This window comes from Streptomyces alanosinicus (assembly GCF_014650595.1).
Classification (GTDB): Bacteria; Actinomycetota; Actinomycetes; order Streptomycetales; family Streptomycetaceae; genus Streptomyces; species Streptomyces alanosinicus.
Genome location: NZ_BMVG01000007.1, coordinates 297937 through 310655 on the forward strand (window position 1 = coordinate 297937; position 12719 = coordinate 310655).

At 69.3% G+C, this 12719-nt stretch carries 11 protein-coding genes and 1 riboswitch; of the genes, 4 read left to right on the top strand and 7 right to left on the bottom strand.

Features of this window, described 5'->3' with window-relative positions; genetic code table 11:
• Window positions 1–61 precede the first annotated feature (61 nt).
• The 4 genes from IE277_RS18525 (at window position 62) to IE277_RS18540 (ending at window position 4564) form a co-directional block, all read left to right on the top strand.
• Complete coding sequence (locus tag IE277_RS18525) at window positions 62–1042, top strand: hypothetical protein (protein ID WP_189953779.1); 981 nt, start codon at window positions 62–64, stop codon at window positions 1040–1042.
• Between the two features lie 126 nt (window positions 1043–1168).
• Entirely contained in the window at window positions 1169–1819 is a 651-nt protein-coding gene (gene def / locus IE277_RS18530; protein WP_189953782.1) for a peptide deformylase, read from the top strand.
• Between the two features lie 292 nt (window positions 1820–2111).
• Window positions 2112–3197 (top strand): epi-isozizaene synthase, encoded by a 1086-nt coding sequence (gene cyc1 / locus IE277_RS18535; RefSeq protein ID WP_189953915.1) that lies wholly within the window; start codon window positions 2112–2114, stop codon window positions 3195–3197.
• Complete coding sequence (locus tag IE277_RS18540; protein ID WP_189953784.1) at window positions 3194–4564, top strand: bifunctional albaflavenone monooxygenase/terpene synthase; 1371 nt, start codon at window positions 3194–3196, stop codon at window positions 4562–4564. Before cyc1 ends, IE277_RS18540 begins: the two co-directional genes overlap by 4 nt.
• A gap of 126 nt (window positions 4565–4690) precedes the next feature.
• Here IE277_RS18540 and IE277_RS18545 read toward each other — a convergent pair whose 3' ends face one another.
• From IE277_RS18545 to nagB, 7 genes are all read right to left on the bottom strand, one after another.
• On the bottom strand, window positions 4691–5704 hold the full coding sequence (locus IE277_RS18545; protein ID WP_189953787.1) for a ribonucleotide-diphosphate reductase subunit beta: 1014 nt from the start codon (window positions 5702–5704) through the stop codon (window positions 4691–4693).
• Complete coding sequence (locus tag IE277_RS18550) at window positions 5704–8079, bottom strand: ribonucleoside-diphosphate reductase subunit alpha (RefSeq protein WP_189953788.1); 2376 nt, start codon at window positions 8077–8079, stop codon at window positions 5704–5706. Before IE277_RS18550 ends, IE277_RS18545 begins: the two co-directional genes overlap by 1 nt.
• 123 nt (window positions 8080–8202) lie before the next feature.
• Window positions 8203–8348, bottom strand: a riboswitch (cobalamin riboswitch).
• Window positions 8332–8886 carry a GNAT family N-acetyltransferase gene (locus IE277_RS18555; RefSeq protein WP_189953789.1) on the bottom strand — a complete coding sequence of 185 codons (555 nt, stop codon included), beginning with the start codon at window positions 8884–8886 and terminating at the stop codon, window positions 8332–8334. (Overlaps the previous riboswitch by 17 nt.)
• Window positions 8887–8959: 73 nt before the next feature.
• The gene (gene mctP, locus IE277_RS18560) at window positions 8960–10579 is read right to left on the bottom strand and encodes a monocarboxylate uptake permease MctP (RefSeq protein ID WP_189953790.1); all 1620 of its coding nucleotides are present in this window, start codon (window positions 10577–10579) and stop codon (window positions 8960–8962) included.
• Complete coding sequence (locus IE277_RS18565; RefSeq protein WP_189953791.1) at window positions 10576–10839, bottom strand: DUF3311 domain-containing protein; 264 nt, start codon at window positions 10837–10839, stop codon at window positions 10576–10578. Before IE277_RS18565 ends, mctP begins: the two co-directional genes overlap by 4 nt.
• A 141-nt stretch (window positions 10840–10980) precedes the next feature.
• Window positions 10981–11745 carry a GntR family transcriptional regulator gene (locus tag IE277_RS18570; RefSeq protein ID WP_189953792.1) on the bottom strand — a complete coding sequence of 255 codons (765 nt, stop codon included), beginning with the start codon at window positions 11743–11745 and terminating at the stop codon, window positions 10981–10983.
• A 169-nt stretch (window positions 11746–11914) separates the two neighbouring features.
• Window positions 11915–12700, bottom strand: a complete 786-nt coding sequence (nagB, locus tag IE277_RS18575; RefSeq protein WP_189953793.1) for a glucosamine-6-phosphate deaminase — start codon at window positions 12698–12700, stop codon at window positions 11915–11917.
• Window positions 12701–12719: the final 19 nt, after the last annotated feature.

Consider the following 12719-nt stretch of genomic DNA (forward strand, 5'->3'; position numbering starts at 1 on the left):
GAGGGTGTCCGGGGGCACAAGCCAGCCCACTGTGCGGAACTGGAACTGGCAGGCGGGAATCGTGAGGATCTTCGGCAAGGGACGGCACCGGCCCTCCGCCTCCTGGCGGCAGGCCACCGACCGCGCGTTCACGCTGATCGGCGACGGCCGGTACGAGGACGCGGGCGAACTGCTGACACGGGCCGCCGACCTGGAGCCCTGGCTGTCGGAGTCCTGGTTCAACCTCGCCCTGCTGCACAAGTTCCGGCACGACTGGGAGCAGGCCCGCGCGGCCGGGCTGCGCGCGGTCGCGCTGCTCGACCGGGAGAGCGGGGCGCCCGACTGGTGGAACGTCGGCATCGCCGCCACCGCCCTGCAGGACTGGCCGCTGGCCCGCCGCGCCTGGCAGGCGTACGGGCTGAAGGTGCCCGGCGGCGCCACCGTGGCCGCGGAGTCGGCGGGCATGGAGCTGGGCAGCGCGGCGGTACGGCTCTCCCCGGAGGGTGAGGCCGAGGTCGTCTGGGGCCGCAGGCTGGACCCGGCGCGGATCGAGGTGCTGTCCATCCCGCTTCCCTCGTCCGGGCGGCGCTGGGGCGAGGTCGTGCTGCACGACGGTGTCCCGCACGGCGAGCGCACGACGTCCGCCGGGCACTCCTACCCGGTCTTCGACGAGATCGAGCTGTGGGCGCCCTCACCCGTGCCGACCTGGGTGGTCCTGCTGGAGGCGGCCACGGAGGCGGACCGGGACGCGCTGGAGCAGCTGGCCGCCGACGCGGGGTTCGCGGCCGAGGACTGGTCCTCCTCCGTGCGGCTGCTGTGCCGGATGTGTTCGGAGTCGCGGATGCCCTCGGACGAGGGCGACGGGGTGCATCTGGACCCGCACGACCACAGTGAGCCCGGTCATCCCGGGCCGCTGGGGCATCGCACGGACGGGCAGCTGTGGGTGCCCGAGCGGGAGTGCGGGGTGGCTGCGCCGGCTGCGCTGGTTCGTGGGTTGCTGGACGGGTGGGTAGCCGACAGCCCGGACTCGCGTGATTGGCGGGATCTCGAAGAGGTGTGCTGAGTCCGTCTACCGGCTGCGAGTCCGTTGCGGCTGGTCGCGCAGTTCCCCGCGCCCCTTTGGGGCGCGCCCCCGTACCCTGTATCAGCATTCATTCCCAGTTTTTGTGCAGGAAGGCGTACGTCGGTCATGGCGCAGCAGGACACCGATCAGCAGCACGCGGGCGTGCTCCCCGTCGACGACGAGGGCTATGTCGTCGACACGGAGAACTGCGAGGAGCGCGAGAAGGCCTGGCGGGAGCGCGGGACCTCGCGGCCGATCACGGTCGTCGGCAACCCGGTGCTGCACAAGGAGTGCAAGGACGTCACCGAGTTCGGCGAGGAGCTGGGGCAGCTGGTCGCCGACATGTTCGCGAGCCAGCGGACCGCCGAGGGCGTGGGCCTGGCCGCCAACCAGATCGGTGTCGACCTGAAGGTCTTCGTCTACGACTGCATGGACGACGAGGGCGTCCGGCACGTGGGCGTGGTGTGCAACCCGAAGCTCGTCGACCTGCCGGCCGACAAGCGCCGCCTCGACGACAGCAACGAGGGATGTCTGTCGGTGCCGACGGCGTACGCACCGCTCGCGCGCCCCGACTACGCCGAGGTCACCGGCCAGGACGAACAGGGCAACCCGATCAAGGTCCGCGGCACCGGTTACTTCGCACGGTGTTTGCAGCACGAGACCGACCACCTCTACGGCTACCTGTACATCGACCGGCTGTCCAAGCGGGACCGCAAGGACGCGCTGCGTCAGATGGCCGAGAACGAGCCACGTTATCCGGTGGTCGCCAACGACTAGCCGCCGCTGTGCCCGGCGGGCGCCCGGCCAGGATCACTCCCGGTCGGGCGCCCTTCGTATGACCCCGTCTCGCTCGTCCGTGCGTCGTACAACCGGTCCCCTTCTGCGCTCGTTGTGATCCCTAATCGGTCATGTGAGGGGAGAATCTCGGCACCTTGGGGTAGTGAGTGAAGCAAATCCGTTCCCATGGCGGTCAGTTGTGGTGCTGAATGGGGAGGGCGGGGATACGCAACGGCGCACGCCCGGCACACCGGAGGGGTGTGCGCGCCAGGCGGCTGAGAGGGGTTTGTCCGTGCAAGCTTTCCCACACAGCACCACCGCAACGCCGACGGCGGTCGTCGTACCGCCCTCACTGGCACTCCCGGTGATCGAGTCCGCCTTTCCTCGGCAACTGCATCCGTATTGGCCGCGGCTCCAGGACAAGACGCGCCGCTGGCTGCTCGAAAAACGGTTCATGCCGGCGGACAAGGTGCATGAATATGCCGATGGACTTTGCTACACGGACCTGATGGCCGGCTACTACCTCGGTGCCTCCGAGGAGGTCCTGCAGGCCATCGCCGACTACAGCGCATGGTTCTTCGTCTGGGACGACCGCCATGACCGCGATGTCGTCCACGGCCGGGCGGGCGACTGGCGGCGGCTGCGGCACCGCCTGCACGCGGCCCTCGACGCACCCCGGCACCATCTGCACCATCCCGACACGCTGGTCGCCGGGTTCGCGGACAGCGTGCTGCGGCTGTACGGCTTCCTGCCGCGCACCTGGAACCAGCGGTTCTCCCGGCACTTCCACACCGTGATCGAGGCCTACGACCGAGAGTTCCGCAACCGCACCCAGGGCTACATACCCGGCGTCGAGGAATATCTCGCCCTGCGCCGGCACACCTTCGCCCACTGGATTTGGACCGATCTGCTCGAACCGGGCGCCGGCTGTGAACTCCCGGATGCCGTACGGAAAAACCCCGCCTATCGCCGGCCGGCGCTGCTCAGTCAGGAATTCGCCGCCTGGTACAACGATCTGTGCTCGCTGCCGAAGGAAATAGCGGGCGATGAGGTCCACAATCTCGGAATAAGTCTCATCACCCATGAGGGGCTGAGTCTTGAGGAGGCGGTGGACGAAGTCAGGCGGCGCGTCGAGAAATGCATCAGTGAATTCCTGGAAGCCGAGCGGGACGCCCTGCTGTTCGCCGACCGGCTCGACGACGGATCGGTCCGCGGAAAGGAACTGAGCGCCGCCGTGCGGTCCTGTGTCGGGAATATGCGCAACTGGTTCAGCTCCGTCTACTGGTTCCACCACGAGTCCGGCCGGTACATGGTCGACACCTGGGACGACCGGTCCACGCCCCCGTACGTGACCAACGAAACGGCAGGTGAGAAATGACCGTCGAGTCTGCGCGGCCCCTGATCCCCGAGACGGCCGAACTCCGCGAGCCGCCCCTGGCCGGCGGCGGTGTACCGGGCCTCGGGCACGGCCTGAAACTGGCCCGTGACCCGCTCGCCTTCATGTCCCGGCTCCGCGAGCACGGCGACGTCGTACGCCTCAAGCTGGGCCCCAAGACGGTCTACGCCGTCACCACGCCGGAGCTCACCGGCGCGCTCGCGCTCAGCCCCGACTTCAAGATCGACGGCCCGCTGTGGGAGTCCCTGGAAGGGCTGCTCGGCAAGGAGGGCGTGGCCACCGCCAACGGACCCCGGCACCGACGTCAGCGGCGCACCATCCAGCCCGCGTTCCGGCTGGACGCCATCGCGCACTACGGGCCGGTCATGGAGGAGGAGGCGCATGCGCTGACCGGGCGCTGGCGGCCCGGCGAGACCATCGAGTGCACCTCCGAGTCCTTCCGCGTCGCCGTCCGTATCGCCGCCCGCTGCCTGCTGCGCGGCGACTTCATGGACGAGCGCGCCGAGCGGCTCAGCATCGATCTCGCCGCCGTCTTCCGCGGCATGTACCGGCGCATGGTCATCCCGCTCGGGCCGCTGTACCGGCTGCCGTTCCCGGCCAACCGCGAATTCAACCGGGCGCTGGCCGATTTGCATCTGCTGGTCGACGAGATCGTCGCCGAGCGGAGGGCATCTGGTCAAAAGCCGGACGATTTGCTGACGGCATTGCTGGAGGCGAAGGACGACAATGGCGACCCCATCGGGGAACAGGAGATCCACGACCAGGTCGTCGCGATACTCACCCCTGGCAGCGAAACAGTCGCCTCGACGATCATGTGGCTGCTCCAGGTCCTCGCGGAACACCCGGAACACGCCGAGAAGGTACGGACCGAGGTCGAATCCGTGACCGGTGGCCGACCCGTCGGATTCGAGCACGTCCGCTCGCTCACACACACCAACAATGTCGTCGTCGAGGCCATGCGGCTCCGGCCCGCCGTATGGATATTGACGCGGCGCGCGCTGACCGACACCGCACTCGGCGGCTATCGCATTCCGGCCGGGGCGGACATCGTCTACAGCCCGTACGCGATCCAGCGCGACGCCCGCTCCTACGACCGGAACCTCGACTTCGACCCCGACCGGTGGCTGCCCGAGCGGGCCAAGGACGTACCGAAGTACGCCATGAGCCCGTTCAGCGTCGGCAACCGCAAGTGCCCCAGTGACCACTTCTCCATGACCCAGCTGAGCCTGATCACCGCGGCGATCTCGGCGAAGTACCGCTTCGAGCAGGCCAGCGGGTCGAACGACACGACCCGGGTGGGCATCACGCTCCGCCCGCACGACCTGCGGCTGCGGGCGATGCCTTGGTAGGTCACCTGTTACCGGCGCGCGCTCAGGAGGCCTGCGGGCCCGCGGCGCGCGCCGGTAGGTGTTTCGCCTGCCGGTGAGTTCCTGCCGGTGAGGGCGAGGAGCCCCTGCCGGTGAAGGCGAGGAGGGTCAGAAGTCCTCGTCCAGGTCGACCGTGCCCTCGACCGCGACCTGGTACGCCGACGGACGCCGCTCGAAGAAGTTCGTCAGCTCCTGGACGCCCTGCAGTTCCATGAAGGAGAACGGGTTCTCGGAGCCGTACACCGGGGCGAAGCCGAGGCGCACGAGCCGCTGGTCGGCGACGCACTCCAGGTACTGCCGCATCGACTCGGTGTTCATGCCCGGCAGACCGTCCCCGCACAGATCGCGGGCGAACTGCAGCTCGGCCTCGACGGCCTCCGCGAGCATGTCGGTGACCTCCTGCTGAAGCGCGTCGTCGAAGAGGTCCGGCTCCTCCTTGCGGACGGTGTCGACCACGTCGAAGGCGAAGGACATGTGCATCGTCTCGTCACGGAACACCCAGTTGGTGCCGGTGGCCAGGCCGTGCAGCAGACCCCGGCTGCGGAACCAGTAGACGTAGGCGAACGCGCCGTAGAAGAACAGGCCCTCGATGCACGCGGCGAAGCAGATCAGGTTGAGCAGGAAGCGACGCCGGTCGGCCTTCGTCTCCAGCCGGTCGAGCTGCTCCACCGAGTCGATCCACTTGAAGCAGAACTCGGCCTTCTCCCGGATGGAGGGGATGCTCTCGACGGCCGCGAAGGCCGCCGCCCGGTCCTCCGGGTCGGGGAGGTAGGTGTCCAGCAGCGTCAGATAGAACTGGACGTGCACGGCCTCCTCGAAGAGCTGGCGGCTCAGATACAGCCGCGCCTCGGGGGAGTTGATGTGCTTGTACAGCGTCAGGACCAGGTTGTTCGCGACGATCGAGTCACCCGTCGCGAAGAAGGCCACCAGCCGGCCGATGAGGTGGTGCTCCTCCGGCGTCAGCTTGGCGAGGTCGGCGACGTCCGAGTGGAGGTCGACCTCCTCCACGGTCCAGGTGTTCTTGATCGCGTCCCGGTAGCGCTCGTAGAAGTCCGGGTAGCGCATGGGGCGCAGGGTCAGCTCGAAGCCCGGGTCGAGGAGGTTGGTGTTCCGGGTGGTCATTACTGGCAGGCCTCGCAGGACTCGGGGTTCTCAAGGGAGCAGGCGACGGCGTCGGGGTCGGCGACCGCCTGCGCGGGGATGGGGGTCTGGGTCTGCGCCTGGCCCTGGGCGGCACGGGCGATCCGGGTCGCCGGGCGGGAGCGCAGGTAGTACGTCGTCTTCAGGCCCGACTTCCAGGCGTACGCGTACATCGAGGAGAGCTTGCCGATGGTCGGCGTCTCCATGAACAGGTTCAGGGACTGCGCCTGGTCCAGGAACGGGGTGCGGGCCGCCGCCATGTCGATCAGGCCGCGCTGCGGGATCTCCCACGCCGTGCGGTAGAGCGCCCGCACGTCGGCCGGGATCCACGCGAAGTCCTGCACCGAGCCGCTGGAGTCGCGCAGCGCGTCACGGGTGCGCGCGTCCCACACGCCGAGGTTCTTCAGGTCCTGCACCAGGTAGGAGTTGACCTGGAGGAACTCACCGGACAGCGTCTCGCGCTTGAACAGGTTCGACACCTGCGGCTCGATGCACTCGTACACGCCCGCGATGGAGGCGATGGTGGCCGTCGGGGCGATGGCGAGCAGCAGCGAGTTGCGCAGACCCGTCCCGGCGATACGACGGCGCAACGCGTCCCACCGCTTCGGCCAGGTCAGCTCGACGTCGAAGTGGTCCGGGTGCAGCACGCCCCGGGCGGTACGGGTCTTCTCCCAGGCCGGCAGCGGGCCGCCGCGCTCGGCGAGGTCGGCGGAGGCCTCGTACGCGGCGAGCATGATCCGCTCGGCGATCCGCGTGGACAGGGCCTTCGCCTCCGGCGAGTCGAAGGGCAGCCGCAGCTTGAAGAAGACGTCCTGCAGCCCCATCGCGCCGAGGCCCACCGGGCGCCACCTGGCGTTCGACCGGCCCGCCTGCTCGGTCGGATAGAAGTTGATGTCGACCACGCGGTCGAGGAAGGTGACGGCGGTGCGGACGGTCTCGTCCAGCCGCTCCCAGTCGATGTCGCCGGCCGCGATGTCGACAAAGGCGCCCAGGTTCACCGAACCCAGGTTGCAGACCGCCGTCTCGCCGTCGTCCGTGACCTCCAGGATCTCCGTGCAGAGGTTGGAGGAGTGGACGACGTGCCCCGGCAGGGCCGTCTGGTTGGCGGTGCGGTTGGCGGCGTCCTTGAAGGTCATCCAGCCGTTGCCGGTCTGCGCGAGGGTGCGCATCATCCGGCCGTACAGCTCACGGGCCGGCATGGTCTTCTTCGCCAGGCCCGCCGCCTCGGCCTTGCGGTAGGCCGCGTCGAACTCCTCGCCCCACAGGTCCACCAGCTCCGGCACGTCGGCGGGGGAGAAGAGGGACCACTGCGCGTCGGCGTTCACCCGGCGCATGAACTCGTCCGGGATCCAGTGCGCGAGGTTCAGGTTGTGGGTACGGCGGGCGTCCTCACCGGTGTTGTCCCGCAGCTCCAGGAACTCCTCGATGTCGGAGTGCCAGGTCTCCAGGTACACGGCCGCCGCGCCCTTGCGCCGGCCGCCCTGGTTCACCGCGGCCACCGAGGCGTCCAGGGTCTTCAGGAACGGCACGATGCCGTTGGAGTGTCCGTTGGTGCCGCGGATCAGCGAACCGCGGCTGCGGATCCGGGAGTACGACAGCCCGATGCCGCCGGCGTGCTTCGAGAGCCGGGCCACCTGGTGGTAGCGGTCGTAGATGGAGTCCAGCTCGTCCAGCGGGGAGTCGAGGAGGTAGCAGGACGACATCTGGGGGTGCCGCGTGCCGGAGTTGAAGAGCGTGGGAGAGGAGGGGAGGTAGTCGAGGCGGCTCATGAGCCCGTAGAGCGCGGCGACTTCGTCGACGGAGCGAGCGGTGTCGTCTTCCGCCAGGCCGCCGGCCACCCGCAGCATGAAGTGCTGGGGCGTCTCGATGACCTTGCGGGTGATCGGGTGCCGCAGGAGATAGCGGCTGTACAGCGTGCGCAGGCCGAAGTAGCCGAAGCGGTCGTCGGCCGACCGGTCGACCAGGGCGTCCAGGCGGGCCGCGTGCAGCCGCGCGAACTCCGCGGTGCGGTCGGCGATCAGGCCCTCGCGGTGGCCGACGGCGACCGACTCGGTGAAGGACGTCACGCCCTGCGAGGCGGCCTCGGCGCGGATGGAGAGCGTCAGCAGCCGGGCGGCCAGCCTCGAATAGGCGGGGTCCTCGGAGATGAGCCCGGCGGCGGCCTCCGTGGCCAGTTCGCGCAACTCCGCCTCGTCGGCCCGGGCGGACCGGCCGCGCAACGCGGCGGCGGCGACCCGGCCGGGGTCGGCGTCGGGGAGGTCGGCGGTCAGCTCGGTCAGGGTCCGCAACAGCGCGGTACCGGGACCGTCGGTCTCCAGGCCGCTGGCTGAAGCCGGGTCTGCTGGCGCGATGGTCACGTGGGGCTCTCCCTCGCTCGGCACGGGGCCTGGGCAGGGCGGGGGGCAGCCACGAGCGCACACGGCGTCGCGTCCACCGGCCCACTCCGCGAGGCCCGGACGTCTTGGAGCACCCGGACCGGACGGCCGGGTGCGCTGCAGGCAGGTCCTCGGACTGACTCCCGTGCGCAGATACGCACAAGTACACCGTTGCGGGACAGTTCCGGATTCGCACCGGATTCCCCTGCGACGACAGCGAGGACGAGCATACATCTAGTGCCGGGCTGTGGTGGCACCCCCAGATGTTGTGTCGCGACGGTCTCGGAGCGTCAACTCATAGGTGAGCAGAGTGATGTCGAGCCGCTCGGGCAGCGGATTCCAGTCCCGCTCGGGAGTACGAACAAAACCGAGGCGTTCGTAGAGGCGGTGGGCGGCGTGCATGGTGCGCTGCGTCGACAGGACGATCCGTACGCAGCCGTCCACGGCCCGCGCCCGCTCGACACAGGCCCGCACCAGCGCCTCGCCGACGCCTCGTCCGCGCGCTGTCCGGGCGACGGCCAGCATCCGTATCTCCGCCTCGCGGGGGCGGGCGATGTCGGTCATGGGGCCGGGGGAGGGCACGAAGGTCACTCCGCCGAGCGGTCTTCCCTCCGCCACGGCGACCAGCACCTCCGCCTCGGCCGCGCGCTTCGCGACGTCCCTCAGCTCGCCGAGGTACGCATCGCTCTCCCCGAAGTCGAGGTGGCCGCCCTGGAGATAGGCCTGGGCGGTGATCTCGCCCAGGGTTTCATGGTCGCCGGGGCCCACCCGCCTGATGACGATGTCCATGGCACCGAGTGTGCCGGACGGGTACGACAACGGGCCGCCGGAGGCGCCTCCGGCGGCCCGTGACCGGGAGGGGTCAGTGGCCGGCGCCCACCGGCAGCTCCGTCGCGACACCCGTGTCGCCCGCGTCCGCCGTGTAGTCGGCCGGGACGGTCTCGTCCACGCCCTCGGGGGCCTTCACGGCCTTGAGGACGAGCGTGAGGACGACCGTCACGGCGACGTTGAGCACGAACGCGGTGAGACCGATGTAGCCGATCTCACCGATGCCGGGGATCTCCTTCGCCGAGCCGCCGAAGTGCTTCTGGGTCGGGGAGGCGACGCCGTACGCGGCGAAGGTGCCGTACGCCATGCCGACCGCCCAGCCCGCGAGCAGCGCCCAGCGGTGGAACCAGCGGGTGAACAGGCCGCCGACCAGGGCCGGGAAGGTCTGCAGGATCCAGATGCCGCCCAGCAGCTGGAAGTTGATGGCGACCGTCTTGTCCATGGTGAGGACGAAGACCAGCGCGCCGACCTTCACCAGCAGCGAGACGAGCTTGGAGACCTGGGCCTCCTGCTTCGGCGTGGCGTCCGGCTTGATGAAGTCCCGGTAGATGTTGCGGGTGAAGAGGTTCGCCGCCGCGATCGACATGATCGCCGCCGGTACCAGGGCGCCGATGCCGATCGCCGCGAAGGCCACGCCCGCGAACCAGTCCGGGAACATGTCCTCGAACAGCTGCGGGATGGCCAGCTGGCCGTTGGTGACCTTGACCCCGGCCGCGACCGCCATGAAGCCCAGCAGGGCCAGCAGGCCGAGCATCAGCGAGTACAGCGGCAGGATCGTGGTGTTGCGGCGGATCACGTCACGGCTCTTGGAGGACAGGGTCGCGGTGATCGAGTGCGGGTACATGAACAGCGCCAGCGCGGAGCCCAGCGCCAGCGTGGCGTAGGTCCACTGGCCCGCCTCCGGGGGCGCGAGCGCGCCGCGCGGCTTGCCCGTCGCCGGGTTGACCTGGCTGAACGCATGACCGGCCTTGGCGAAGATGTCGTCGAAGCCGCCCAGCTTCATCGGGATGTAGATGATCGCCACCGCGATGACGAGGTAGATCAGCGCGTCCTTGACGAACGCGATCAGGGCGGGCGCGCGCAGTCCGGAGGAGTAGGTGTACGCCGCCAGCACACCGAAGGCGATGAGCAGCGGCAGGTCGCGTACGAACCAGTTGGTGCCGCTGTCCCCGCCGACGCCCATCACGTCCAGCACCGCCTGGATGCCGACGAGCTGGAGCGCGATGTACGGCATCGTCGCGAGGATGCCGGTCAGCGCCACCGCGAGCGACAGGCTCTTGGAGCCGAACCGGCCGCGCACGAAGTCGGAGGTCGTCACATAGCCGTGCTTGTGGGACACCGACCACAGGCGGGGCAGGAACGTGAAGATCAGCGGGTAGATCAGGACCGTGTACGGCACCGCGAAGAAGCCGGACGCGCCGGCCGCGTAGACCGCCGCCGGTACGGCGACGAAGGTGTACGCCGTGTACAGGTCACCGCCGAGCAGGAACCAGGTGACCCAGGTGCCGAACGACCGTCCGCCCAGGCCCCATTCGTCCAGCGAGTGCTCGTCCTCGGCCCTGCGCCAGCGTGCGGCGAGGAAGCCCATGACCGTGACGGCCAGGAAGAAGAAGATGAAGACGCCGAGCGCGACGCCGTTGACGCCGTTCTTCACCGCTGCTCACCGCCCGTCCGGGACGCACGGGCACGCTGGTCGCGCTGCCACAGCTGGTACGCGGTCATGGTGAGCGCGGTGGAGATCAGCACCCAGAGCATCTGGTACCAGTAGAAGAACGGGATCCCGATGAAGGCGGGGTCCGTCTTGGCGTAGGAGCCGACCCAGAGCAGCGCCACGAAGGGTGCGACGAGACACAGGGCGATGATCACCCGGACCGGTGTGACGACCGGTGGTCTCACTTCAGGTGTTTCGGACATGCCACGGCTCTCCGTCCCCTTGCTGATCACCTGTGTAATGCGCAGGCAATCTAGGTGACGGTGTCATGGCAGTGGAAGACCTCGTCCGCATATCGGTATATCGATTCAGCGAACGTCCACCGGCCGCGCCCGTGGCGGGACTTACTCGGCGGGCCGCTTGAGCCGTGCCACGAACTTGTAGCGGTCGCCGCGGTACACGGACCGCACCCACTCCACCGGCTTGCCCTCGCGGTCCACGGAGTGCCGGGAGAGCATCAGCATCGGCAGGCCCACGTCGGTGCCGAGCAGGCCCGCCTCGCGCGGGGTGGCCAGCGAGGTCTCGATGGTCTCCTCGGCCTCGGCGAGGTGGACGTCGTAGACCTCGGCGAGGGCGGTGTAGAGGGAGGTGTACTTCACCAGGGAGCGGCGCAGGGCCGGGAAGCGCTTGGCGCTCAGATGCGTGGTCTCGATGGCCATCGGCTCGCCGTTGGCCATGCGCAGCCGCTCGATGCGCAGCACGCGTCCGCCGGCGCTGATGTCGAGCAGCCCGGCGAGCCGGTCGTCGGCGGTGATGTACCCGATGTCCAGCAGCTGTGAGGTCGGCTCCAGACCCTGGGCGCGCATGTCCTCGGTGTAGGAGGTCAGCTGGAGCGCCTGGGAGACCTTGGGCTTGGCGACGAAGGTGCCCTTGCCCTGGATGCGTTCGAGCCGACCCTCCACGACCAGTTCCTGCAGGGCCTGGCGGACGGTGGTGCGGGAGGTGTCGAATTCGGCGGCCAGCGTGCGTTCGGGCGGGACGGGCGTGCCCGGAGCCTGCGTCTCCGTCATGTCGAGCAGATGCTTCTTCAGGCGGTAGTACTTGGGCACGCGCGCCGTACGGACGGTTGTCCCGGCCCCGTTCTCCGCACTGCTGACGTCGGTGCTCATGCTCTGCCTTCCCGGCTCCGGATGCCGAAAGCGACCGACCTGGCATCGGCCACGGTTCACATCGTGGCACGGCTTCGGGGGTCAGGAGGCCACCCGCACGCTCCGTGATCCCCTCTGTATACCGTCACCCCCGCTTTTGGTCTAGTCCATCCGGTGTTCCGGGCGCGGCCTAGATCCCCTGCCAGTCCGGCTTGTCGGCGTAGGTGTGGCGGAAGTAGTCGGCCAGCTTCAGCTTGGACGCGGCGGCCTCGTCGACGACCACCGTGGCGTGCCGGTGCAGCTGCAGCGCGGAGGCCGGGCAGACGGCGGCGACCGGTCCCTCGACCGTCGCGGCGACGGCGTCCGCCTTGCCCTCGCCGGTCGCCAGCAGCACCAGGTGCCGCGCCTCCAGGATGGTGCCGATGCCCTGGGTGATGACGTGGTGGGGCACCTGTGTGATGTCGCCGTCGAAGAAGCGGGCGTTGTCGACGCGGGTCTGCTCGGTCAGCGTCTTGATCCGGGTGCGTGAGGCGAGCGAGGAGCAGGGCTCGTTGAAGCCGATGTGCCCGTCGGTGCCGATCCCGAGCAACTGCAGGTCCACCCCGCCGGCCTCGCCGAGCGCACGGTCGTACGCCTCGCACGCCGCCTGGATGTCCTCGGCGGTGCCGTCCGGTCCGAGGAACGCGTCCATGCCGATGCCGAGCGGCTCCAGCACCTCCCGGCGCAGCACCGAGCGGTAGGACTCGGGGTGGTCGGCGGGCAGCCCCACATACTCGTCGAGCTGGGCGATGCGGGCCCGCGCGATGCCGACGGCACCGGAGCGCACCTTCGCGGCCAGTGCCTGGTAGATGGGCAGCGGGGTGGAGCCGGTGGCCACGCCGAGCAGGGCGTCGGGCTTGCGTCGCAGCAGCTGGGCCATGGCCTCGGCGATCAGCTCGCCGCCCGCCGCGGCGTCCGGAACGATGACAACTTCCACGCTGGGCCTGCCGTTCTGA

What these genes read in the sequence shown, in the direction of transcription:
- def (WP_189953782.1), top strand. Translation starts at nt 1,169, where the DNA reads ATGGCGCAGCAGGACACCGATCAGCAGCACGCGGGCGTGCTCCCCGTC.
- IE277_RS18540 (WP_189953784.1), top strand. Translation starts at nt 3,194, where the DNA reads ATGACCGTCGAGTCTGCGCGGCCCCTGATCCCCGAGACGGCCGAACTC.
- IE277_RS18545 (WP_189953787.1), bottom strand. Translation starts at nt 5,704, where the DNA reads ATGACCACCCGGAACACCAACCTCCTCGACCCGGGCTTCGAGCTGACC.
- IE277_RS18555 (WP_189953789.1), bottom strand. Translation starts at nt 8,886, where the DNA reads ATGGACATCGTCATCAGGCGGGTGGGCCCCGGCGACCATGAAACCCTG.
- IE277_RS18565 (WP_189953791.1), bottom strand. Translation starts at nt 10,839, where the DNA reads ATGTCCGAAACACCTGAAGTGAGACCACCGGTCGTCACACCGGTCCGG.
- IE277_RS18570 (WP_189953792.1), bottom strand. Translation starts at nt 11,745, where the DNA reads ATGAGCACCGACGTCAGCAGTGCGGAGAACGGGGCCGGGACAACCGTC.